General features: G+C 69.5%; 21 protein-coding genes. 10 read left to right on the top strand and 11 right to left on the bottom strand.

The window, feature by feature from the left end:
• A complete protein-coding gene (locus ACETK8_RS14545) occupies positions 1-2,613 on the top strand; it encodes an alpha/beta hydrolase family protein (RefSeq protein WP_374036551.1) in 2,613 nt (870 codons plus the stop codon).
• 69 nt (positions 2,614-2,682) lie between these two features.
• Here the strand turns inward: ACETK8_RS14545 and ACETK8_RS14540 are convergent, their stop codons facing one another.
• From ACETK8_RS14540 to cysG, 5 genes are read right to left on the bottom strand one after another with little or no spacing between them, the layout of a single operon-like run.
• Entirely contained in the window at positions 2,683-3,681 is a 999-nt protein-coding gene (locus ACETK8_RS14540; protein ID WP_374036550.1) for a cysteine synthase A, read from the bottom strand.
• Between the two features lie 22 nt (positions 3,682-3,703).
• Complete coding sequence (locus ACETK8_RS14535; RefSeq protein ID WP_374036549.1) at positions 3,704-4,819, bottom strand: phosphoadenylyl-sulfate reductase; 1,116 nt, start codon at positions 4,817-4,819, stop codon at positions 3,704-3,706.
• Complete coding sequence (locus ACETK8_RS14530; protein WP_374036548.1) at positions 4,806-6,473, bottom strand: nitrite/sulfite reductase; 1,668 nt, start codon at positions 6,471-6,473, stop codon at positions 4,806-4,808. Before ACETK8_RS14530 ends, ACETK8_RS14535 begins: the two co-directional genes overlap by 14 nt.
• A complete protein-coding gene (locus tag ACETK8_RS14525) occupies positions 6,473-6,760 on the bottom strand; it encodes a DUF2849 domain-containing protein (protein ID WP_374036547.1) in 288 nt (95 codons plus the stop codon). The genes ACETK8_RS14530 and ACETK8_RS14525 overlap by 1 nt, the downstream gene beginning before the upstream one ends.
• Positions 6,757-8,142, bottom strand: a complete 1,386-nt coding sequence (gene cysG, locus ACETK8_RS14520; RefSeq protein ID WP_374036546.1) for a siroheme synthase CysG — start codon at positions 8,140-8,142, stop codon at positions 6,757-6,759. Before cysG ends, ACETK8_RS14525 begins: the two co-directional genes overlap by 4 nt.
• Positions 8,143-8,282: 140 nt before the next feature.
• On the opposite strand from cysG, the gene gcvA reads away from it, so the two are divergent.
• The 3 genes from gcvA (at position 8,283) to cysC (ending at position 12,151) form a co-directional block, all read left to right on the top strand.
• Positions 8,283-9,212, top strand: coding sequence for a transcriptional regulator GcvA (gcvA, locus tag ACETK8_RS14515; protein ID WP_374036545.1), 930 nt, complete (start codon positions 8,283-8,285; stop codon positions 9,210-9,212).
• A 105-nt stretch (positions 9,213-9,317) separates the two neighbouring features.
• On the top strand, positions 9,318-10,268 hold the full coding sequence (gene cysD, locus ACETK8_RS14510; protein ID WP_374036544.1) for a sulfate adenylyltransferase subunit CysD: 951 nt from the start codon (positions 9,318-9,320) through the stop codon (positions 10,266-10,268).
• Entirely contained in the window at positions 10,268-12,151 is a 1,884-nt protein-coding gene (gene cysC / locus ACETK8_RS14505) for an adenylyl-sulfate kinase (RefSeq protein ID WP_374036543.1), read from the top strand. Before cysD ends, cysC begins: the two co-directional genes overlap by 1 nt.
• Before the next feature lie 406 nt (positions 12,152-12,557).
• Here cysC and ACETK8_RS14500 read toward each other — a convergent pair whose 3' ends face one another.
• The 5 genes from ACETK8_RS14500 to ACETK8_RS14480 form a co-directional block, all read right to left on the bottom strand.
• Positions 12,558-13,778 carry an esterase/lipase family protein gene (locus ACETK8_RS14500; protein WP_374036542.1) on the bottom strand — a complete coding sequence of 407 codons (1,221 nt, stop codon included), beginning with the start codon at positions 13,776-13,778 and terminating at the stop codon, positions 12,558-12,560.
• A gap of 78 nt (positions 13,779-13,856) precedes the next feature.
• Positions 13,857-14,828 carry an alpha/beta hydrolase gene (locus ACETK8_RS14495; protein WP_374036541.1) on the bottom strand — a complete coding sequence of 324 codons (972 nt, stop codon included), beginning with the start codon at positions 14,826-14,828 and terminating at the stop codon, positions 13,857-13,859.
• Between the two features lie 8 nt (positions 14,829-14,836).
• Positions 14,837-17,137, bottom strand: a complete 2,301-nt coding sequence (locus tag ACETK8_RS14490) for a TonB-dependent receptor (RefSeq protein WP_374036540.1) — start codon at positions 17,135-17,137, stop codon at positions 14,837-14,839.
• A gap of 92 nt (positions 17,138-17,229) precedes the next feature.
• Entirely contained in the window at positions 17,230-18,246 is a 1,017-nt protein-coding gene (locus ACETK8_RS14485) for a helix-turn-helix transcriptional regulator (RefSeq protein ID WP_374036539.1), read from the bottom strand.
• Positions 18,247-18,419: 173 nt separating this feature from the next.
• On the bottom strand, positions 18,420-18,860 hold the full coding sequence (locus tag ACETK8_RS14480) for a VOC family protein (protein ID WP_374036538.1): 441 nt from the start codon (positions 18,858-18,860) through the stop codon (positions 18,420-18,422).
• Positions 18,861-18,910: 50 nt separating this feature from the next.
• Between ACETK8_RS14480 and ACETK8_RS14475 the strand changes: the two genes are divergently transcribed.
• From ACETK8_RS14475 to ACETK8_RS14455, 5 genes are all read left to right on the top strand, one after another.
• Entirely contained in the window at positions 18,911-19,519 is a 609-nt protein-coding gene (locus tag ACETK8_RS14475) for a TetR/AcrR family transcriptional regulator (protein WP_374036537.1), read from the top strand.
• Between the two features lie 78 nt (positions 19,520-19,597).
• Positions 19,598-20,011 carry a cupin domain-containing protein gene (locus ACETK8_RS14470; protein WP_374036536.1) on the top strand — a complete coding sequence of 138 codons (414 nt, stop codon included), beginning with the start codon at positions 19,598-19,600 and terminating at the stop codon, positions 20,009-20,011.
• Positions 20,012-20,153: 142 nt separating this feature from the next.
• A complete protein-coding gene (locus ACETK8_RS14465; RefSeq protein WP_374036535.1) occupies positions 20,154-20,537 on the top strand; it encodes a VOC family protein in 384 nt (127 codons plus the stop codon).
• Between the two features lie 54 nt (positions 20,538-20,591).
• Positions 20,592-20,987, top strand: coding sequence for a cupin domain-containing protein (locus ACETK8_RS14460; RefSeq protein WP_374036534.1), 396 nt, complete (start codon positions 20,592-20,594; stop codon positions 20,985-20,987).
• 121 nt (positions 20,988-21,108) lie between these two features.
• Positions 21,109-22,341 carry a DUF1624 domain-containing protein gene (locus ACETK8_RS14455; protein WP_374036533.1) on the top strand — a complete coding sequence of 411 codons (1,233 nt, stop codon included), beginning with the start codon at positions 21,109-21,111 and terminating at the stop codon, positions 22,339-22,341.
• A gap of 48 nt (positions 22,342-22,389) precedes the next feature.
• On the opposite strand, the gene ACETK8_RS14450 is transcribed toward ACETK8_RS14455, so the two are convergent.
• The gene (locus ACETK8_RS14450; RefSeq protein ID WP_374036532.1) at positions 22,390-23,163 is read right to left on the bottom strand and encodes a TetR/AcrR family transcriptional regulator; all 774 of its coding nucleotides are present in this window, start codon (positions 23,161-23,163) and stop codon (positions 22,390-22,392) included.
• Between the two features lie 58 nt (positions 23,164-23,221).
• On the opposite strand from ACETK8_RS14450, the gene ACETK8_RS14445 reads away from it, so the two are divergent.
• On the top strand, positions 23,222-23,752 hold the full coding sequence (locus ACETK8_RS14445; RefSeq protein WP_374036531.1) for a DUF6022 family protein: 531 nt from the start codon (positions 23,222-23,224) through the stop codon (positions 23,750-23,752).
• Positions 23,753-23,776: the final 24 nt, after the last annotated feature.

The raw sequence follows: 23,776 nt of genomic DNA, 5'->3' as shown, positions 1-23,776 counted from the left end.
ATGACCAGAACGACCGATCTGCGAGGCCTGGCAGCGGCCGCCATGACCTCCGTCTGGATGGCTTCGGCGGCCGATGGCCGGACCGCCGAACCGGCGCGGCCGCCGTTCGCGGCCTTCATTGCGCCGACGAGTGTGGCCGCCGAGCCGGTCGGCCCGGAGCCGTCCGGGCCCCCTGCGCAGGTCGGGGGACAGCAGGGCTTCACAGTTGAGACGCGGCTTTCGGCCAGCCGTGTGGTGGACGCCCGGCTGATGCTGGACGGGCAGGCGCTGGTCTATGTGGTGGCCGGGCCCCAGGCCGGGTCCTCCGGCGCGGATCTGGATCAGCTCCAGACGCGGGTCGGGCGGCTGTTCGTCCGATCGACCGGTGGCGACGACCCCGAGCGCGAATATCCCGGCACGATCGAGGGCGCGCGATACTGGCTGGCGGCCCGGTCGCCGGACGGTTCCCGGTTGCTGGCCTATGAGGTCCTGTCCGGACGCGTCCGCCTGGTCGTCCTTGATCTCCGAACCTTGTCTCTCACCCGACCGCTGGAGGCGGCGCCCGAGTACGGTGCCCTGGGAGAGGACTTCGGACCGATCTGGCTGAACGACGACGCCATCGCCCTGACCGTGCTGCCCGAAGGGCTCCAGCCCGCCGGGGTGATCGGCCAGCGCCACCATCTGGAACGTCAGCTCGAGCGCGCCGGCCGCGCCTGGCGAGGCGGGGCCTCGGCCTCGGTCATCCAGACCGTGCAGGACGACCGGGACCTGGCGGCCCGTCCGGGCCTTCTGGTCGAGGTCGAGCTCGGCACCGGCCGCACGACCGTCCTGGCAGAGGGCGCGGTGGCGTCCCTGCGTCGCTCGCCGTCGGGTCGATACGTCGCCGGCCTGAGAGTGTTCGCTCTCGGTGGGCCTCTGGCCGAGGCCAATCTCGGGGGTGGCATGACGCCCCGGGCCGAGCTCACCGTCGTCGATCTGGAGCGCCGCGACGGGGCGGTCCGGAGGTTCCCCGGGTTGAACGCGGAGCTCGGGTCCCTGGTCTGGGCCCACGACAGCGATCGACTGGCGGTCTTCGCCCGACCGCTGAACCAGCCGCTGACGACGGGCCGATACCATGCCCTCGACGCCCGGTCGGGCGAGCCGGAGCCGATATCGACCGCCGGGCTCGCGCTGGTGTCCGAGCGGGAGCGCGGCCTGACGTTCCGACCGGAACTGGCCGCCTGGGTCGGCGACCGTCTGCTGGTCGCGGCCCGCCGCACGGCCGCGACGACCGAACACCTCTTCCTTCCTCAGGGCGATCGATCCGGAGGACGGATCGACTGGTGCCTGATTGCCGTGAGCGATCCCCCGAGTTGCCCCACCGTAGATCTCGATGAGGTCAGCCCCCGGCTCGGAGCCGATCAAGCGTCCGGGCCCGTCGTGCTCGCGGCGGGTCGCCCCTATCGGGTGAGCGTGGCCGGAGTGGACCCGCTAACCGCCCCACCGGGCCGGTCGTTTGCACCGGCACCGACTGCGCCCTTCGCCGACCAGGTCCGCAGGATGAGGAGCGATCGCGACCCGGTGCTGGCATCGTCCGGCGACCAGGACCGGCAGGCGGTTGTTCTCGGCGGGAGCGGGCGGGCGCGGACGATGCCGCTGGAGCCGGGCGAGGCCCTGGTTGATCTCGAGGCGGCGTCGGGCGTCGCGGTCTCGGCCGTCAACGGGCTGACGGGCTGGGTGCTTCGGGTGACGGACGCCGGCGGGACGCGTATCCGGTGGGGACCGGGCGAACGTCCCCTTGGCTTTCCGCGACGCGAGCTCATCGCCTTCACCGGGGCCGATGGAACCGCCTTGGGCGCCTGCCTGACCCTGCCCCGGGTGGATCGGTTCGCGGGTCCGCCTCCCGTCATCCTGGACCTCTATCCAAACAATCCCACGCGGTCGGACTGCCCTGATCCGGCGCGGGAGCCCGACCCGGCTCTGAAGGACATTCTGACGCTCTCCGAGCACGGCTACGCCGTGCTCACCTTGCCGGCCCCGTATCGGCTGCTCCGGACCCCGGGCAATCCACTGGGAGGCCTCAGGACACTCGCCGATAGCGCTGTGGCCGAGGCCGGGCGTCGCGGATTGATTGATCCCGACCGTGTCGGGGCCTACGGATTCAGCCAGGGCGGGATGATGGCCCTGTGGCTCGCCACTCAGAGCCCGACCCTGGACGCCGTCGTCGCGGGCGCGAGCTGGTCGGAATACACCGCTGACTATTTCGGTGGCCGAAGCGCGCTCTGGTACCAGACCTATCCCGAGCAATCTCCGCTCCAGTCGGTCAGCAACCGTTACGATCTGGAGACCGGCTATGGCTTTGGTGGCCAGCCCATGGGGGACCGGCTTTTCGAGATGATCGAGGCCAGCCCCCTCTATAGGGCTCACGAGATCGAGGCGGACGTCCTGCTCATGATGGGCGACGCCGATCCGATCCCCATCCACGGGTTCGAGCTGATGTATTCGGCCCTGGAGCGGGCGGGGAAGCCGGCCCGGTTCGTCCGCTTCGCGGGCGAGGGTCATAGCTTGGCCAGTCCCGGGAATGTGCGGCGCTACTGGACTGAAATGTTCGAGACCTTCGATCGCGCCTTCGGCACGGAGGAGGGGGAGCGCTAGCCCCCATCCATCGATCCGCCGGCGGGCCCGGTCGAGACTGGCGGCCGTGTGATGAGGAAGATTCCGCGCTCAGAGCCAGTCGGGGACCGGCAGATGCCGGGCGCGCAGGAACTCGGGGTTGAACAGCTTTGAGGCATAGCGGACGCCGGGATCGCAGAGGGGGGTGACGATGGTCTTGCCGGGGCCGAGCTCGCGGGCCAGACGCACCGTGCCGGCCACATTGACGCCAGCTGAGCCGCCGAGCGAGAGGCCCTCGTGGCGGATCAGGTCGAACAGAAGGGGCAGGAACTCGGCGTCCTCGATCCGGTAGGCGTGGTCGGGCTTGAACCCCTCCAGATTGCCGGTGATGCGCGCCACCCCGATGCCCTCGGTGATCGAGGAGCCCTCGCCGGTCATCTCGCCCTTCGTGAACCAGTTGAACAGGGACGCGCCGGCCGGATCGGCCAGGGCGATGCGAATGTCGGGGTTCTGCTCGCGCAGATAGGCGGAGACCCCCGCGATGGTGCCGCCGGAGCCGACCGCGCTGACGAAGCCGTCGACCCGGCCCTCGGTCTGGGCCCAGATCTCCGGGCCGGTGCCCTGATAGTGGGCGTCGCGGTTGGCGGTGTTGTCGAACTGGTTGGCCCACAGCGCGCCCTGGGGCGAGGCGGCGTCAAGTTCCTGGGCCAGCCGGCTGGAATAGTGGACGAAATGGTTGGGACTGGAGAAGGGCGCGGCGTCGATCTCGACCAGACGGGCCCCCAGGGCGCGGATCGCCGCCTTCTTCTCCTCGGACTGGGTGCGGGGGATGACGATGACCACGGGATGGCCGAGCGCCGCCCCGATCAAGGCGAGACCGATGCCGGTGTTGCCCGCCGTGCCCTCGACGATGGTCCCGCCTGGCTTCAGATCGCCCGAGGCGAGGGCCGAACGCACGATATAGAGGGCGGCGCGGTCCTTGATCGACTGGCCGGGGTTCAGGAACTCGGCCTTGCCCAGGATCTCACAGCCCGTCTCGTCCGACAGGCGGTTCAGCCGGATCAGGGGCGTGTTGCCGATCAGATCTACGATGGAGGCGCTGGCGGTCATGGAAGATCTCTGGCGGTCGGGGTCAGGCGGCGGCGCGGCGACGTCCCAGATGAATGCCACATTCGACCTTGTCCACGCCCGACCAGCGTCCGGCCCGCGCGTCCTCGCCGGTTTCGATCGGTCGGGTGCAGGGCCAGCAGCCGATTGAGCCATAGTTCTGGTCCGCCAGCGGATGGGCCGGAAGTTCGCGTTCGGCCCGGTAGGCCTCGATCCGCCGGGCGCTCCAGCGCGCCAGCGGGTTGATCCGCAGCGTGCCGTCCAGGGCCTCGACCACCCGCAACCCGGCGCGGGTCTCCGACTGGTAGCGTTTGCGGCCGGTGACCAGGGCCTCGAACCCCGCCGCCGCCCGGGCCAGCGGCCGGACCTTCCGGAGGTCGCAGCAGGCGTCGGGGTCGGTGCGCCACAGGGCGTCGTTCGGGTCCAGATCGGCAAGCTCCTCGGCCCTGGGGACGACCACCCGCACATCGGTCAGGCCCAGCCGCTCGCCCAGCGTCCGACGATAGGCCAGGGTCTGCAGGAAATGCTGGCCGGTCTCCAGGAAGATCACCGGGGTGGACGGCCGGACCCGGGCGACCAGGTCGAGCAGCACCGCCGCCTCGGCTCCAAAGGAGGACAGGACCGCGACCTTCAGCCCCTGGCGAGGATCCAGGACGGTGTGCAGGACGGCCAGGGGATCGGCGTCCTTCAGGGCGGCGTTCAGGGCGTCCGCGCGGGTCTGGGGGTCGGGGCGCGGATCCGGGGGCGGGTCCGTCGGGGGCGGGTGACGGGCCGGTCCGCGCAGCCGCCAGGCCGGGACCGCCGGGTCGACGGCGGGCTGATAGACGCCGGAGAAGGCCTCGAGCATGCGCCGCCAGGCCGCCGGATCGGCGTCCGGCCCCAGTTCGACGGCGTCGAAGCCCGAGCGCATCAGGTGACGGGCCTGATCGGGCAAGAGGTCGCCCGCCGCGATCAGGGCTCCGGTGAAGCCGCGCTCGCGCAGGACGCTCGCCAGGGAAAAGCCGCGTCCGTCGCGAAAGGCCTCGAAGACGATCGCGATGGGAGCGCCGTCAAAGGCCGCCGCCTCGACCTGGTCCAGCGGGGTGGAGGCGGTCAGGCGTCGGGTTTCCGAACCGATCTCGCCGTGATCAATGAGCCGCATCGAGACCCTCGTAGATCGCCTCGCCGAAGGGTTCGGGGCCGAGGCGCCGGACCGTGTCGATGAACCGCTCGCCGTCGGCGCGGATCTCCAGATAGCGGTCCAGGGCGCGCTGGATGGCCGGGGCCACGGCCTCGGCGGGCAGGCTGCGACCCACGATCTGGCCGAGCGCGGCCTGTTCGTCGGGCGAGCCGCCGACGGTGATCTGGTAGTATTCCTCGCCCTTGCGATCGACGCCCAGCACGCCGATGTGACCCACATGGTGGTGGCCGCAGGCGTTGATGCAGCCGCTCATATTGATCCGCACCGGCCCGACCCGCTCCTGGTAGTCCAGGTCCGCGAGCCGCCGCGACAGGGCCTGGGCCACGGGGATCGAGCGCGCATTGGCCAGGCTGCAGTAGTCCAGCCCCGGGCAGGCGATCACATCGGTGGCCAGGTCGGCATTGGGCATCGCCAGCCCCGCCGCGTCGAGCGCGCGCCAGACCGCCGGCAGGTCGTCCAGCTTCACATGGGGGAGGATCAGGTTCTGCTCATAGGCCGCGCGGACCTCGTCGAACCCATAGCGTTCGGCCAGGTCGGCGACCACCTCCATCTGGGCGTCGGTGATGTCGCCGGGCACCTCGCCCAGGCCCTTCAGCGAGATGACGGCCGAGCCATAGCCGGCTCGCCGATGAGGACGGACATTGTTGCGGGTCCAGCGGGCGAAGTCCGGGTCGGCCAGGACCGCGCGGTCGAAGGCCCTGCTGGAGCGCTCGAGGGTCTCGAAGGCGGGTGGCGCGAAATAGGCGCGGATCCGGTCGAGCTCTTCCTGAGGAAGCCTCAGGTCCTCGTGGCGCAGGGTCGCGAACTGGCGATCGACCTCGGCGCGGAAGGCCGCGATGCCCAGACTCTCGACCAGGATCTTGATGCGCGCCTTGTGGATGTTGTCGCGTCGGCCGAGCAGATTGTAGGCGCGCAGGATCGCGGTCAGATAGGCCAGCAGCTCGGTGCCGCGCACCCCGGTGGCGATCTCCTTGCCGAGGTGCGGCAGCCGGCCCTGGCCCCCGCCGACGAAGACCCGGAACAGGGTCTCCGCACCGTCCCGGCCCACGATCTCCAGCCCCACGTCATGGGTCCGGATCGCCGCCCGGTCGCGGGGCCCGCCGATCACCGCGACCTTGAACTTGCGCGGCAAAAAGGAGAACTCGGGATGGATCGTGGACCATTGGCGCAGGATCTCGCACCAGGGCCGGGGATCCTCGATCTCGTCCCGAGCCGCCCCGGCGAAGACGTCCGTCGTCACATTGCGGATGCAGTTGCCGCTGGTCTGGATCGCATGCATCTCGACCGCAGCCAGATCCTCGAGAATGGCCGGCAGGTCGGTCAGGGCGGGCCAGTTGAACTGGATGTTGGTCCGCGTCGTGAAATGGCCGTAGCCCCGGTCATAGGTGCGGGCGATGTGGGCGAGCCTGCGCATCTGGCGGGCGTTCATCGTGCCGTAGGGCACGGCGACGCGCAGCATATAGGCGTGCAGCTGAAGATAGACGCCGTTCATCAGCCGAAGCGGCTTGAACTGGTCTTCGGTCAGGTCGCCGGAGGCGCGGCGAGCCACCTGGTCGCGGAACTCCTCGACCCGCTCGCGCACCAGGGCGGCGTCGAACTCATCATAGCGATACATCAGCGCCCCCGCACCGATGCGGGGGAGGGACGGCTGTTGCCCACGGTCGGGCCGGTCGCCCGGATCGTCTCCTTGAGCCGGTCGCGGCCGCTCGGGACCCCGTCGATCGCCTCGACCAGATAGGGGTTCACGAAGACCTCGGGCCGCGACCGCGCCAGGGTCAGGGTGGCCTCCGCCATGCCGTCGTCGAGCCGGGCGGCCTCGCGCAGCACGCCGGTCGTCCCGCCCCCCTCGGCCCAGTAGATCACCCGGCCGTCGTCCAGCCGGTTGGCGGTCAACAGCTTCATGCCGCCGCCTCCCGGCGCGGAACCGCATCGGCCACGGCCAGGGCCGCGACCTCGCCGATGAACAGCATAGCCGGTCCGGTGAGCCGCGCGTCGCGGACCAGGCCACAGAGGCCGTCCAGCCGGCCGGTCAGCACCCGCTGATCCGGCCTTGTGCCGTTCTCGACCACCGCCACGGGTGTCGATCCGGCGCGGCCGGCCGCCTGGAGCCGCTCGGCCACCCGGTCGGCGAGGCCCGCGCCCATATAGACGGCCACCGTATGGTTGGCCGCGCCCAGGACCGACCAGTCGGCGTCCGGGCCACCCGGACGGGGCTGGGCCGTCACCAGGGTCACGGCCTGGGCATGGTCGCGGTGGGTCAGGGGCAGGCCCGCCGAGGCCGCGCAGGCCAGGGCCGCGGTCACGCCCGGCACCACGAAGGCCTGGACCCCCGCCGCCCGCAAGGCCGCGAGTTCCTCGCCGCCCCGCCCGAAGACGAACGGGTCACCGCCCTTCAGCCGCACGACCCGGTGCCCCGCGCGGGCCTCGTCGATCATCATACGTTCGATCTGGTCCTGGGGCACCGAATGGTCGCCCCGCGTCTTGCCGACATGGAGCCGTCGCGCGTCGCGCCGGGCCCGCTCCAGCACTGCCTCGGGCACCAGCCGGTCGTGGATGATGACGTCGGCGTCCTGAAGCACGCGCAGGGCCTTGAGCGTCAGCAGTTCCGGATCGCCGGGGCCCGCGCCCACGATATGGACCACGCCCTGTTCCGGGGTCGCGAGGTTCAGAAGCCGCAGCATCTCGCGGCGGGCCTCGGCGGGCCGGCCGTCCGCGACGAGGTCGGCGGCCGGCCCGCGAAAGGCCCGTTCCCAGAAGCGCCGGCGGGCCAGAAAGTCCGGGACCGTCGCCTTGACCGTGGCGCGCAGCTCGCCCGCCAGCCGGGCCAGGGGACCCAGGGCGGCCGGCAGGACCGCCTCGATCCGCGACCGGAGATCCCGGGCCAGGATCGGGGCGGTTCCGCCCGTGGCGATGCCCACCACCACCTGGTCGCGGTCGATCATCGCCGGGGTCTGGAAATCGCTGAGCGCGGGGCGGTCGACCACATTGACCTGGGCGCCGGCCGCCCGGGCCAGGGCGGCGAGGCGGGCCGCCTCGGTCTCATCCGCCAGGCCGATGAAGACCAGACGCGCGCCCGCCAGATCGCCGGCGTCCGGTGTGCGCGGGATCGGCTCGGGCGCACCCCGCGATCGCTCGAGGGCGGGCGGGGCCCCCTCCGGGGTGAACCAGACGAGGTCGGCGGGCGAGGTCAGAAAGAGCCGCAGCTTGGCCAGGGCCGGCTCGCCGGCCCCGACGACGACGACCCGGGTCCGGTCCAGCGGAAAGGCGGCGAGAAAGACGCGCATGGGCTCGAGGGCTCTCCGGTCGCAACGGCGATCGGCCCGGTCATTCGAGGCCTGCCGTCGGCAAGCCCCCGATATCGCCCTGGGGTCGGGCCGCAACAAACCAGATTGTCTTTGGCGATGGATTAGGATTTCTAATGGCCATGGCCCGGTCGCTGCTGCCCCTCAACGCCCTGCGCGCCTTCGAGAGCGCCGCCCGCCACCTCAGTTTCGCGCGGGCCTCCGAGGAGCTCTGCGTCACGCCCGGCGCGGTCAGCCAGCAGATCCGCCTCCTGGAAGAGACCCTGGGCGCGCCCCTGTTCCGGCGCGAGGCCCGGGGACTGGAACTGACCGACCTGGGCCGGGCGGCCATGCCGCAGCTGCGCGACGGCTTCGCCCGGTTGACGGAGGCCTGCGCCATCCTGCGCGAGCCGCCGTCGAAACGTCAGGTCTCGGTCAGCGTCGCCCCGTCCTTCGCTGCCCAATGGCTGATGCCGCGCATGGACGACTTTCATCGCCGGCACGGCGATATCGAGATCTGGATCTCCGCCGACATGGAGCCGGCCGATCTCGACGACGGGGGTGCCGATCTGGCGGTCCGATACGGGCCCGGCGGCTACAGCGGCTATCGCTCGGAGCTCCTGATGGCCGAGACCGTGCTGCCGGTCTGCGCGCCCCGGCTCATGGACGGCCCCCATCCCATCCGGACGCCCGAGGACCTGGTCCATCACCCCCTGCTTCACGATGTCTCCGCCGACGCCGATCCCAGCCGGCCCGACTGGCCCATGTGGCTGAAGGCCCGGGGGGTACGGCACGGCGATCCGCGTCGGGGCTCCCGCTTCAACCAGTCCAGTCTCCTGATCCAGGCCGCCGTCGCCGGCCGCGGCGTCGCCCTGGCCAAGCGCGCCCTGGCCCAGGCGGACCTGGCCTCGGGGCGGCTGGTCGCGCCCTTTCCCGACGGGTCCGAGGCCGTGGGCTTCGCCTATCACGTCGTCCTGCCGCTGGGCCGGGCGATGTCGCCCAGCGCCGAGGCCTTCGTCGCCTGGCTGAAGCGACAGGCCGTGGATCACGACGATACGATGGACGAGCTCTAGCGCCGGGCCGGGGTGACATCAGGAAATCTATCGCCTGGGCCGACATCTTCTCGTTCGATCGAGGCGCGCGCCTGGGGCACTGAAATGCTCCCGAAAGGAGCGTCCATGACCGCTGCCCTGCTCGAACTCCGCCCGACGACCCCGGTCCGGACGCGCCCCCTGACGCCCCATCTGCGGCGACTGGAGAGCGAGGCCATCGAGATCCTGCGCGAGGTGGCCGCCACGGCGCGCAACCCGGTCATGCTCTATTCGATCGGCAAGGACTCCGGCGTCCTGCTGCACCTGGCGGCCAAGGCCTTCTTTCCCGGGCCGATCCCGTTTCCCCTGCTGCACGTCGACACGACCTGGAAATTCGCCGACATGATCCGCCACCGGGACGCGGTCGTGAACACCTATGGCGCGCGGCTCATCGTCCACATCAACGCCGAGGGCCTGGCGCGCGGCATCGATCCGATCCGCTCGGGATCGTCGCTGCACACCCAGGTGATGAAGACCGAAGCTCTCAAACAGGCCCTGGACCGGCACGGCTTCGACGCCGCCTTCGGGGGCGCCCGCCGCGACGAGGAGCGGTCGCGCGCCAAGGAACGGGTCTTTTCGGTTCGCACGGCCGGACACGGCTGGGATCCGCGCCGCCAGCGGCCCGAGCTCTGGCGGCTCTACAACACCCGGCTGAACCCCGGCGAGAGCGTCCGGGTCTTTCCCCTGTCCAACTGGACCGAACTCGACGTCTGGGAATACACCCGGGCCGAAGCTCTCCCGGTCGTGCCGCTCTATTTCGCCGCGGAACGACCCGTCGTCCACCGCGACGGGGCGATAATCGTGCGCGACGACGACCGCCTGCCGCTGCGCCCCGGCGAAGCCGCCACGCTGACGCGCGTGCGGTTCCGGTCCCTGGGCTGCTATCCGCTCAGCGCCGCCGTGGCCTCGGACGCCGACACCCTCGACGCCGTCATCGCCGAGCTCAGATCCAGCCGGGTCTCCGAGCGCCAGGGCCGTCTGATCGACGCCGACGAGACCGCCTCGATGGAGAAGAAGAAACGCGAGGGCTATTTCTGATGGACGGGGTGGCCTTTCGCCTGCCGTCGCCGGGCCCCGCCGAGGCCGAGCGCGGCCTGTTGCGGTTCCTGACCTGCGGCTCGGTCGATGACGGCAAATCCACACTGATCGGCCGGCTGCTGTTCGAGACCGGCCAGGTGCGCGACGATCACCTGGCCACGCTGGAGCGCGACTCCCCCCGGTTCGGGACGACCGGCGCGGCGCCCGACTACGCCCTGCTGCTCGACGGGCTGGAGGCCGAGCGCGAGCAGGGGATCACCATCGACGTCGCCTATCGCTATTTCTCCTCGGCGAGGCGCAGCTTCATTGTCGCCGACACCCCCGGCCATGCCCAGTACACCCGCAACATGGCGACCGGGGCCTCCACCTCCGACCTCGCCGTGATCCTGGTCGATGCGACGCGCGGCATCACCGACCAGACCGAACGCCACAGCCGGATCGTGTCCTTGTTCGGCATTCGCCAGGTGATCCTCGCCGTCAACAAGATGGACCGGGTCGGCGGTTCGCAGGCGACGTTCGACGCCATCGAGACCGCCTACCGCGCCTTCGCCCGGGATCTGGGGTTTGAGGCCCTGACCGTGATCCCGCTCAGCGCCCGCGACGGGGACAACCTGACCACCCGCTCGCGCCTGACGCCCTGGTTCGCCGGCCCCACCCTGCTGGAGGCCCTGGACCGGGCGCGGACCGACGTCGATCTGGCGCTCGAGCGCCCGTTCCGGTTTCCGGTGCAGTGGGTCAATCGTCCCGACGCGGGCTTTCGCGGATACGCCGGCACCGTCGCCTCGGGCCGGGTGAGGGCCGGGGACCGCGTCGTGGTCGGCCCCTCCGGTCAGGTCGCCACCATCGACCGGATCGTGACCTGGGAGGGAGACCAGCCCTCGGCCCGCGCCGGGGATGCCGTCACCCTGGTCCTGGCCGAGGCCGTCGATGTGAGCCGCGGAGACGTCCTGGCCCACCCCCACGACCGACCCGCCTCGGTCGAGCGCTTCGTCGGCCGGCTGTTGTGGATGGACGAGACCCCGCTCGATCCCGCCCGATCCTATCTGCTGCGGCTCGGGACCCGAACGGTTGCGGCGCGGGTCCGCGTCCTCGACGCCGCCTCCGACGGGACCGCTCCCGTCGAGGGGGTGACCCTGGCGATGAACGCCATCGCCCGGGTCGCCCTGACCCTGTCCTCGCCGGTTGCCTTCGACCCCTTCGCGAGCGACCCCCTGACGGGCGGCTTCATTCTGATCGACCGCGAAACCCACGCCACGGTCGCCGCCGGAACGGCGCTCCATCCCCTCGACCAGCCCGCTGACATCCATGTGGCGTCAGGGGCGGTGGACCGGCGTCAGCGCGAGCGCCTGAATGGCCATCGGGGGGCCGTGGTCTGGTTCACCGGCCTGTCCGGATCGGGCAAGTCGACCCTCGCTGTCGAGGTCGAACGGTGCCTGCATGGCCGGGGCATTCGCACGGTGCTTCTGGACGGAGACAATCTGCGCCACGGTCTGAACCGCGATCTCGGCTTCTCGGAGGACGACCGGGCCGAGAACATCCGCCGGGCGGGAGAGGTGGCCCGTCTGTTCGCCGAGACCGGTGTCGTGACGCTGTGCGCCTTCATCTCGCCGCGCCAGGCCCAGCGCGATGCGGTGCGGACGCGGATGGACGAAGGGCTGTTTCTGGAGGTCTTCGTCGATGCGCCGGTCGCGCTCTGCCGGGCCCGGGACCCCAAGGGGCTTTACGCAAAGGCGGACCGGCGGGCGATCACGGGCCTGACCGGGGTGGACGCCCCCTATGAGCCACCGGTGTCTCCGGACCTCACCCTCTCCACGGAGATCGATCCGGTCGAACGCTGCGCCGCCCGGGTGATCGCCAGGCTCGAGGCGGAGGGTGTGATCTGAGGAGGCGGTGAATCGGCCGTCAGGCCCGCATGGCCGCGGCCGTCGCCGTCGTCGCGCGCCAGGGCTCGCGAACAGTTCTCCGGACCCAGAGGGGACGTCAGACGCATTCGCCGCCGGGGACCCTGGGTGGAGCGGCCGCCATGGGCTGCCGCAAGGCGAGCGGGAGGCGTCGTCAGGCCGCTTCAGGCAGAGACTCATGACCGCTCCTGACGTCCAGGTGACGTATAGGTCGTCCGCTGCGCTCGCAGTCCCCCGCTTTGGGCTTGGGTAGGCGACCAACCTTGGCGGGGTCCGGGCCTGTCTGTCGCTGAACCCGGTCACGCCCTTGGAGACGGTGGGGTGCCAAAAAGCGGGACCGTTCCGCACCGGGCGGAACGGTCCCGAGTGTGCGGCCGTCAGGTAGGGGTCAGGCAGCCGCAAGCCACGACCGGACCTGGGTGAGCGCGGTGGCCTCCCAGCCGAGTTCAAGATGATTGACGGCGAGGGTCGTGCTGCCGCCATGGTTGGTCACGCCGACGATGTCGCGGCAGCTCTGGATGAACACCACTCCATCGGATGGACCGGTGTGCTCGTTGTGCAGCAGGGCGATATCGTTTTGGTTGCCGCACAGATTGTGAATCCGCACGCCGGACGGCGAGGGGGCGTTGCGGATCGTGTTCACGAGGGACGCACCCAGATAGGCGTTGATGCCCGGTCCACTGCTGTAGAAGCCTTGGCCGCCGTGGAAGGTGGTGTACCAGTCCTGCTCATAGGTCGGCAGGGCGTAGGTGGCGTCCCACCGCTTGAGCAGTTGCGCCGAGCCGGGGAAATAGGGCGAGCCATAGGTCCACTCCGCCCCTTCGCGCCACGCCCCGTAGCAGATCAGATAGTCGTGCGGCGTCGGTCCGTTGATGACGCCGCCGCACTCTGGATAGACGACCAGGCTGAAGGTCCAGCCATGACGGAACGACAGGTCGATGCCGTTGTTGGCCGAGCCCAGCAGCACCAGCCGGCGCACGTCCCCCCGATAGTTGGTGCCCCAACTTCTGCGGACGTTCGAGACGTACATGCGGGCATTGGACGCCGCCTTGGACCAGGCCACGACATCGACCTGGGTCGCCCCGGTGCGGCTCTTGATGATGGCGATGGCGTCCGCGATCTGTTCGGACCAGAAATAGCCGTCTCCGTTCTTGTGCGGCAGCCCCAGGGCGAAGACCTTGTGTCCCGCTGCGGACAGGGATTGCATCATGCCCGTCGAGGGGCAGGAGTAGCGGCCGCAGCCATAGGGGCCCGCCTCGTTGGGATCGGCCCAGGCGATGTCGGCGTCCTGGTTGGCGCCATGCACCAGAAGCACGGGCACCGGCCGTGTGCCGGTGTTCCAGCCGGGCGCATAGTACATCAGGAATTTCGAGGAATGCGGCGAGGCGTCGGCGAAGAAGGTGGCGCGCTGGCCGGTCTGGTCGCCCCGCCCGTCGGGAGGAAAGGCCTCCTGGGTAAAGGCGCTGGTGGTGTCGCGCCAACGCTCCACCCGCACCCAGCCGTTCTGGATGCCGCTGCTGTAGGTCGCCTCCAGCGTCGTGGGCCCGGCCGTCGCCGGACCGGTCAGCATGGCGCCCAACCCCAAGGCCAGGACCATGGCTCCCAGCAAGTGACGCCCTTTTTGTCCGGGTCTCTGTCTCTGAATCGTGAACATCAAAGCCTCCCTGTTGGCCCGCGTCGAACCCGATCAGCCGGCGGGCGAGCCTTGCCGCAGACGGATGTCGTCGGCGATCCGACGCCGCGCCGCGTGGCAAACGTCCAGGTCGCCGAAGGTCAGAAAGCCGTGGATGGTGCCCTCGATCACCGCTGTCGTGACGGGCGTCCCGGCGGCGCTCAGCCGTCGCGCATAGGCCAGGCCCTCGTCGCGCAGCGGGTCGTGGTCGGCGACGAGCACATAGGCCGGTGCAAGGCCCGACAGATTCCGGGCGTTGATCGGCGACACCCGCGGATCGCCCGGCTCCGTGCCGCCGGCCGCGAGATACCAGGCCAGGGTCCCGGAGATGGCGTCGCGGCTGAGGAAGAGATCGCCGTCCCCGTGGGCCATGCGCGAGGGATAGGCCTCGTGCGGTCGACTGGCGTCGATCACGGGATAGAGGAGGTACTGGGCCGCCAGGCGCGGGCCGGACTCCCGGGCCTGGTGGGCGACGACCGCCGCCAGGTTCCCGCCCGCGCTGTCGCCCATGACCATGAGCCGGTCCGGGTCGCAGCCCAGGTCGGCGGCGGCGCGCGCCGCCCAGCGCGTCGCCGCCAGGGCATCCTCCAGCCCGGCCGGGAACCCGTGCTCGGGCGCCAGGCGGTAGTCGAGGCTGAGGAAGACCGCCCCGGACAGACGGCACAGGGCCCGCATCATCCCGTCGTAGCAGTCCAGGTCGCCGACCGCCCAACCCCCGCCATGGAAGAAGACGACCAGGGCGGGCGCCGCTTGCGCCGGGGTCTCGGAGCGATACAGCCGCGCGGGCCGGTCGCCGTCGCCGCCCTGGACGGTGATGGCGGTGGCGCGGACGCCGTCCTCGTCCGGAGAGGTTCCGGCGAAGGCCTTGAAGATCGCCGCCGCCTGGGCGCGGGCGGCCACCGCCAGGTCGTCGGCCCCGCGGATGTCCATCTGCCGCGTCATGGCGTTCAGATCCGCGAGCAGGGCCCGCGATTGGGGGTCCAGCATCGTCCGGCTCAGTAGCGCCAGATCACGCGCAGGTCGTAGGTGCGCGGCGCGGCGTAGAAGCCCAGCTGAACCCCGGGGAAGTCGGCCAGGTTGAAGCCCTGGACCCGCACGGCCTCGTCGGTGGCGTTCTGGACCCCGGCGCGGACCTCCCAGACGCCGTCCGTCGATCGGAGCGCGGCGAAGGCGTTGACCAGGGTGTAGGCCTCCTGGCGCAGGACGGGCGAGTCCGTGATCTCGGTGGCGATCTCGCTGCGGTATCCGGCGTCGCCGTGCAGGACCAGGGTCAGGCCGTTCTCCAGCGGCTGCTCCCAGGTCGCGGCCAGGCTGGCGTTGACCTCGGGGCTGTTGACCAGGGCCCGGTCGCTGACGTCGGTGGCGACGCCGCCGACCAGGATGTCGAACTCGTCGTACTGGGCGTCCAGCAGGCCCAGGGAGGCGTTGATCGACAGCTGGTCGGTCGGCCGGGCCGCAAGCTCGAACTCCAGCCCCTGGATGGTCGCCGCCGCCGCATTGGTGAACAGGCTGACGAAGACGCCGGTGACCGGATCGGAGCCGAAGCTGGTCACCTGGATGTCGGTATAGTCATTGTAGAAATAGGCGGCGTTGAAGATCAGACGTCCGTCCAGGCCGGTGATCTTGGCCCCGGCCTCATAGCTCCAGACGAATTCCGGCCGGAAGGGCTCGAAGGCGAAGTCGTTGGTCGCACGCCCGTCGAAGCCGCCGCTCTTGAAGCCGCGCGAGGCCGAGGCATACAGCAGCACGTCGTCGTTGGGCGTGTAGGCCAGCGAGACCTTGGGGGTGAAGGCGTCGAAATCCTCATCGCCGCGGATCGGCGTGCCCGCCACCCCCTGACCGGCTAGGAAGGGCGGGGCGTTGTCGATCACCGACACGGTCGGATCAAAGAAGTTCTCGAACCGCCGCGTCGAGGATTTTTCCTCTGTGGTGTAGCGCAGACCCGCGCCGATCGAGAACCGCTCGGTCAGATCATAGGACACGTCGGCGAAGACGGCCCACGACTCCGTTTCCTGGCGCGTATCCGCAAGGCTGGATGTCTGGAAGCCGAATACGGTGACCGGGAAGCCGAAGATGGTCGCCCCGCCGTTATCCACGCCCGAGAACGAAAGGTCGTCGTCCTTGAAGTAATAGAGGCCCGCGGTCCCGGTGAACCGCCCGCCCGCGTCATAGCTGGCGCGGAATTCCTGGCTGAACTGGCTCTGGTCCTGCAAGAGCAGGATGTCCAGGATCGGCAGGGGCGAGCCGTCCGTGTCCAGGTTCAGGTCGAAATCCATCTCGCGATAGGCGGTGATCGATTCTAGCGTCAGCGCATCGGACAGGTCGTAGCGCACCGTGACCGAGGCGCCGTATCCAGTCAGGTCCGACAGGCCGTTGGCGTTGACGTCGACCTCATAGGGGTCGGTCGCGGCCGGGAAGGTGACGAGCGTCCCGTCCGTCAGGGCTCCGACGAGGGCGGTCTCGCGCACAGGACTGCGCGAGGTGTCCGGACGGTCGCGCTTGGCGTCCAGGCTGAACAGGACCTGCAGCCGGTCGGTGGGCGTCCAGTCCAGGGCGATGCGGCCGGCCAGGCTGTTCTGGTCGCCGTCGTCCCGGCCGTCGATCGTGTTCTCGGCGTACCCCTCGCGCTCGGACCAGGCGAAGGCGATCTTGCCGTTCAGGACGCCGTCGATCAGCGGCCCGCCGAGCCGTCCCTTCAGGATGCGGGCGTCGAAGTTGCCGATCCCCGCTTCCAGATAGGCCTCGGGTGTGGCCGGTGGCGGGGAGGAGACGAACTTGACGGCGCCGCCGATGGTGTTGCGGCCATAGAGCGTCCCCTGGGGCCCGCGCAGGACCTCGATGCGATCGACGTCGAACAGCTCCAGGAAGGCGGCCTGGGAGCGGGCAATGAAGACGTCGTCGACATAGATGCCCACGCCCGGATCGGCGAAGGCGAGGGAATCGTTCTGGCCCACACCGCGCAGATAGACGACGGCATTGGCCCCGTCGCCCCGGTCCAGATAGAGGTTCGGCACCGAATACTGGATGCCCGAGATGTCGTCGGCCTGAAGGTCCGACAGCCGCTCCTCGCTGAAGGCCGAGACGGCGACCGGCACGTCCTGCAGCGATTCCGCCCGGCGCCGGGCCGTCACCACGATCTCGTCCAGCCGGGTCTCGCCGGCCTGGGTCGGGACCGCCTCCTGGGCCTGGACCCCGGTCGCCGTGCTCAGCGCCGCCAGGGACGCGGCTCCCAGCAGGAACGCTCGGCCCCAGCCTGAGGCGCGCCCCGCGCGCGGATGTCCCTTGGTGATCGTCATGGTTCCCGTCCCTCTGTCTCGACCGCCGATCTCAGTCGGCGTTGCTTCAGGACGATGCGAGCGCGCGCGCCTTCGGTCTATGACCGCCGCGTTCAATCCTTCAGGACATATTCGCTCACAGCAGGACGCCAGCGCGCGGGTGTCACCCCGTTCCAGGCCTTGAAGGCGCGGGCGAAGCTGCGGCTATCGGAGAAGCCCAGGGTCTCGGCCACGTCGCTCGGATGGCGGTGAGCTGCCAGCATCTGCCTGGCCCGGTCGTTCAGACCCTGGGCGCGCAGCTGGCGAAAGCCGGTTCCAGCCTCGGTCAGGCGTCGGCGAAGCGTGGCGACGCTGACGCCGAGGCGCAGGGCCACCTCGGCCTGGTCGTCGATGCCGGCCGCGATAACGTCGGCGACCCGGCCGATGAAGTCGGTCGTATCGGCGGCCTGTTCCCGCTCCAGGATCATCGCCTCTACGGCCGCATAGACGTCGACGGCGCGTCCCTTGCTCTGGGCCAGGGCGACGGGCATCTCGGCGGTGTCGAGGTCGTACTCCAACAGATAGACCGACCCGCCCGTCTTCACCGTCGTCGTCCAGAACGACAGAAATCCGTCGAACGCGGTGCGCCGCGGCCGGCGCGTCCTCACGGTTTTCAGCTTGGAGCTCAGGTTCCGACCGGCCGCCAGGGACAGCATGGCGTGGAGGAAGATCAGAACCCCCTCCATCGTCGCATAGGCCGCCGGCGAGTTCGCGGGAAAGGCGTAGGGAAAGTCCCGGTCGTCGATGACATAGACCAGGCTGTGACGGCGGTGCTCGACGCGATTGAAATGCCCGCCGTGGACCACATTGTAGGCGCGCGCTATCCGCTTCATGGCCTCGTGCACGTCTCCGGCGTCGGCCAGGGTCTCGACGACGAAATCGGTCGTCCCGATCGCAAGGGGCCGCAGCGAGAGGTGACAGGTCTCGTCGCCCGCCTTCAGCGAAAGTCTCTGCAGCAGTCGAAAATGCTCCACCAGCGGCAGGGGGCCCGTCGGGGCGGCCAAGTCCGGCGCGTTGGCGAACCGCCAGAGCGGGGCCACATCCCCGCTTTCAACGGTCAGGCGAACAGGATCGACGAGCGCGGCGGCCATGGGAGTGACGCTCTCAACTTCGGACCGGCGATGCAATGGGTCGCCGATGCCAGGACACCGCGCGTGCGGCAGACCGGGGCTCTCTTCGCCGAAGCTCCCTGCGATGTTTGCGGTGATAGGGAGCCGTATTCACCGCAAAGGCTGGGGCCAAACCGCACGCAATCCGCTGTACATCACGCGGAGGTGCTGGCGTCCCATCGCGCCTGCATCTGGTCGGGTGATAGCGGCTCAATCGTCTCGGACAGCATCCAGCGGTGCCCGAAGGGGTCGAGGAGAAGCGCGCTGCGCTCGCCGAAGGTCTGGTCCGCCGGCGCGCGCAGGACAAGCGCGCCCGCCTCGGCGGCGCGGGCGACATCGGCATCGACCGTGGTGGTGGACAGATGAAGGGTGACCGCCGAGCCGCCGATGGTATCGGGGCCCAAGGCCCCGAAGTCCGGATACTCATCGGCCAGCATGAAGAGGCAGTCGTCGATCCTCAGCTCGGCATGGCCGATCCGGCCGTCCGCAGGATCGGTCAGGCGAAAAAGCTCAACGGCGCCGAAGGCCGACTGGTAGAAACCGATCGCCGCCTGGGCGTCCCGGGTCACCAGATAGGGACTGAGCGTTCTGGTCATCCGACCCTCGTTTGCAAACCACATCCTGATACGTTACGGCGCGTAAAGAAATGAGCCAGACCGAGTCAAGGCCCCGAGGACGTCCGCCGAGCGCCGCCGCGCGCCTGCGCGCCCTTTCGGCCGCCCGCGAGATCCTCATGACCCAGGGCTTCGGCCGGGTCACGATCGATGCGGTCTCGGCCCGCTCGGGGGTGGGAAAGCCGACCCTCTATCGCCATTGGGCCAATGCCAGTGAACTCGCGATGGCGGCCCTGATGGAAGACCACGCCGAGGCCCCGGGCGCGGCGACAGGGACGCTGGAGGAGGGGCTGGCCCATCACCTCCGGGCGATCGTCCAGGCTTTCGGCACGACCCGCGGCCGCCAGATTGGACTGGCGATGGCCGCCGCCGATCCGGAAAGCGAGATGACCCGGGCCTTTCGCAACAGGGTGGTTCTTTCCGGACGCGAAGCCGGTCGACAGCTCATCGCCACCGCCGTGAGCCGGGGCGAGTTGGAGCAACCCGAGGACATCGAACGCCTTCTCGACATGATCTACGCCCCGATCTTCTACCGGCTGCTCGTCCGTCACGGGCCCCTGGACGCCGCTTTCGCCGAGGGTCTGGCGGCCGGTGCCATGGCGCTTCTCCGGTCGTCCCGCACATCCGCCTTGAATAATTAGATTACGTTCCGTATCGTAAATCCCAGAACCGGCTCCGGATCGATCTCCGGCGCTCAAGGACGACCTGGGAGTTCGGTCATGACCGTCACAGCCGACAGACGCGACCTGATCCTTCTCGAAGCCGGGGAGGGACGACGATACGAAATGGGCGGGATGACCGCCGTGTTCAAAGCCGACGAGGTGGAAACCGGTTGCGGCTATTCCGTCTCGGAATGGCTTCTCGCGCCGGGGTTCGAGGGCGGAGGCGCCCACAGCCACACCGCCAATGACGAGATTTTCTATGTGGTGGAGGGCAAGCCGGACATCCTCATCGACAGGATCTGGCAGACCGTTCTCCCCGGTACCTTCGTCCGGATTCCCGGAGGCGTCGACCACGATTTCCGCAACCGGTCCAGGGCCCCCGCGAAACTCCTCAACCTCTTTATTCCCGGAGGATTCGAGCGCGAGATGCCCGCGATCGTCTCCTGGTTCCAGACCCAGGCCGGACCCTGATCGCGCAACCCTCGCACGCCGGCCCAGCCGCCCCGCGCCGATCCCCGCGTCGTCGTCAGAAGGGCTCCCGCCCCGCCTTTGCCAGGGTCCCTCCGGGGACTCCGAACCAATCCCACTCACCGGAACCCCAGAAAGGACACCCGTGTTCGCAACCACCCGCATCGGCGCCGTCTGCGTCTACGTCAGCGATATCGCCAGGACCCGGGCCTTCTATGGCGAGGTCCTGGGGCTGCCGATCCAAAGCATGGGAGACGATGACTCCGGCAACGACTGGCTCCAGGCGGAGACCGCCGGCGGGGTCGAAATGCTGTTCTTCAAGCAGCCGGCCGCTCCAGGTGGCTCGCCTGTGATCATCTTCGACCTGAAGACGGGCGACATCGCCGCTGTGATCGACGCACTCGAGGCCCGGGGAACGGAGATCCTGTCGCCCGTGAGCGAAGCGCCGGGCGGCTGGTCGGCGGAGTTCGCCGATCCGGACGGACACATCCTTTCGGTCTTCCAGGCGGCGGGCCTCCGCCCCGCCTGATCCCTCCCGCCCGGCCCGGCCCAACCGCCCTTCGCCCAAGCCCAGGACGCCCCCATGCCAGACATCGCCTCCCATCCCATCCACCTCGGCCCTGGCGGCACAGCCGTCGTCCAGTCTCCGATCGACGGGCCGGACTGGTATCTGGCCTATGCCGCACGCCATCTCGCCGACGGGGCCGAGGGATGGCTGGTGGCGCAGCATGGGTTCGACCGAAGCTGGGCTCAGTGGGAGGTACACCCGCACGGTGCCGAGATCGTGCTGTGCCTGAGCGGACGGCTGACGCTGATCCAGCAGGCAGAAGGGACCGATCCTGTCCGTGTCGAGCTCCGCGCCGGCGGTTATGCGATCAATGCCCCGGGCGTCTGGCACACAGCAGACCTGGCGGAGGGCGAAACGGCCGTCTGCCTCTTCATCACCCCCGGTGCCGGAACCGATCATCGGCCGCGCTAGGACCCGTCCCTCGACGTCGCACCCGCCCGGGCCCCGCACGGTCGGCCGTCTCCGCATGCGGAACCCGCGCCGTGGACGGGACCGGTTCGCGGAACGCCGGCCACGTCCCCTGGAGGCCCTTGTGAACGCTCCCCCCGAAACCCCGTCTCCAGTCGAGCTGCGGCCGGTGCCAGGCTCCGGCGGCCGGACGCGGTCCGGAAGCGCCCGCATCGACGCCATCGATGCCCTGCGCGGTCTGGTGATCGCCCTGATGGTGCTGGACCACACCCGTGACTTTTTTCACCGAACCGCCTTCACCGCCGATCCCCTGGCGCTGGATTCCGGCGATCCAGTCCTCTTCCTGACCCGCTGGATCACCCATCTGTGCGCCCCGACCTTCGTCTTTCTGGCCGGGCTTTCGGTCTGGCTGCAGAAGGCCAGTGGCAAGACCCCCGCCGAGCTGTCACGCTTTCTCCTGACCCGAGGACTCTGGCTCATCATCCTGGAGTTCACCGTGATCGGCCTTGGCTTCAACTTCGGCTGGTGGCTCTTTGCCCAGGTCATCTGGGCGATCGGACTGGGTCTGATTCTGCTCGCCGGCCTTCACAGACTTCCGCCTTTTTCTCTGGCCGCCCTCGGGCTGGTGATTCTCGTCGGCCAGGGCGTGCTGGCCTCTGTGCCTGCCACCGCCTTTGGGGTCGCCGAGCCCCTCTGGCGGATGCTGGCCATTCCGGGACCGGCGTCGACGGCATTGGGCTTCCTGCTGGTCGCCTATCCTGCAATCCCCTGGCTGGGGATCGTGCTCCTGGGGTACGGCCTTGGCGGCGCGCTCACCGACGCCCGGGGTCTGAAGAAGAGACGGGTGCTGCTGACGGCTGGCGGCTGCATTCTTGTGTTCGCGATCGGGCGTGGCCTCAACCTCGATGGCTTCGACCCGCGACCCTGGACCGTCCAGGACAGTCCCTTGTGGACCCTCTTTGCCGTGATCAACACCAGCAAATATCCGCCCTCAGCGGCCTATGGGCTCATCACGCTGGGCCTGGCTCTGCTGCTGCTCGCGGGCCTGGACCGCTGGGGCCATCGCGTCGCTGCGGGCCTGCGGGTGCTGGGCCGCACCTCCCTGTTCACCTATTTAATCCACATCTGGCTCGCCCATGGCCTGGCGCTCGCCGTCGGCGTGGCGACGGGCGTCCCGGCCTCGGCCTTCCTCAACACAATCAGCGATCCAGGCCGGCTAATCGCCCAGGGCTGGGGCTTTGGGCACCTCGGGGTCTATGTGGCCTGGGCGGTCGTCATGGCGATCCTCTTCCCGCTCTCGCTCTGGTTCGATCGGGTCAAACGCGACCGGCGCGACCGGTGGCTCGGATACCTCTGAGGGCTTGGGCTGATGAAGACGGACGGAAGGGCGCGTTGAGGTTGGGCCTCAATCGGAGGCGTGGCCCAATCGGCGCTCGACCCCTGCGATCCAGGCCTCCAGGCCGAACGCTAGGGACGCGGCCGGGGAGGAGGGGGCCTTCTCCTGTTCGCCGACGGCGGTCCCGACCCGGGTGGCGAGAGGATAGCGTTTTTCCAGGCCGAGGGCCTCGAGATGGGGCCTGCGCGCGTTCCACCACTCCATGTCATCCACGTCGCCGCGCCTGAGCGAAGCGTCGGCATCGATCGCCGTCGCCGCGCAGCCGCGGACCAGGGCAAGCAGGGAGCCCAGGGCCTGATCCATCTCGGGGTCGGTCAGTCCCAGCCCCTCGAAGGCCGCCAGCTCGAGATCGTATTTGAGCATGACACCGGGCCCGAGGACGGGACGGTAGGCTTCGAGCTGCAACATCCAGGGGTGGCGCAAAAAGCTGTCCCAATTGGCCCGGGCGACCGTGCGCGCGCGTGACGGCCAAGGAAGGGAGGCCATCGCCTGAGCGAGGCCCTCCGCCGTTTCGGCAGACGCCTCGTCCAGCATGACCTCGAGCAGTTCGGCCTTTCCGGGCACCTGATTGTACAGGCTCATGGCCGAGACCCCGAGCCGTTCGGCGACGGCCCGCATGGTGACGCCACCCAACCCGGCCTCGTCGGCCAGCACCATTCCGACCCGGGCGATGTCGCGGGCGGATCGGCCGGGACTCGGACCCGGCCGACCGGGCTCGGAAACCCCCCAGAGGCGCCGGAACTCGGCCCGCGCCTGGGCCGCCTGATCGATCGAACGGGGCATATCTATTTACACTGTATATGAATCATGAGAAATAGGTTTACACTGTAAGGAGATCGTCATGATGCCGCAACGCCCGGCCCCCGCGCCGGACTCTCTGGACGTGGAGACGCTCGCACGCGACATCCAGCGTCTGGTCGATGATCGACTGGCGGCCACCCTGCCGTCACGCCAGGCCGAATTCGACGACCGGTTCGCCCGAGACGGGGACATGGCCTATGGCGCGTTGAACACGGAGCTGTTCCAGCCGGTCCGGGCCCTGCTGAAGACACGCGGCCTGTGGGCCCGGCCCCGGCTTCCGGGCGATTTCCAGGAGAGCCGGGAGTGGGGCAATGCCGATGAGACCCACCAGCAACGCTGGATGTGGTCCTTCCTGTCTGCGTCCGATGGGCCTGTGCTGGGTGCCATCGCGGTCGGATCCCATCATGATCACACCCGGTTCCGCCTGCCGCGTTCGCCCGAGGTCGTCGGGCTCTCGGCCGTCACCCCTTCGGCGCTTATCGCAGAGATGGGGACGCGCTTTCCGGCGTTCGTTCAGGCCCCGAGCTTCCGGGATTGGTATCGGGCCTATCTCAAGCCGATGACGACCTGACGCTGTTCTTCCGACCGAGCCGAC

The sequence above is a fragment of the Brevundimonas staleyi genome (genome assembly GCF_041893865.1).
Classification (GTDB): Bacteria; Pseudomonadota; Alphaproteobacteria; order Caulobacterales; family Caulobacteraceae; genus Brevundimonas; species Brevundimonas staleyi.
Note: the sequence above shows the minus strand (reverse complement) of the source record. Positions and strands in the feature narration are given on the sequence as shown.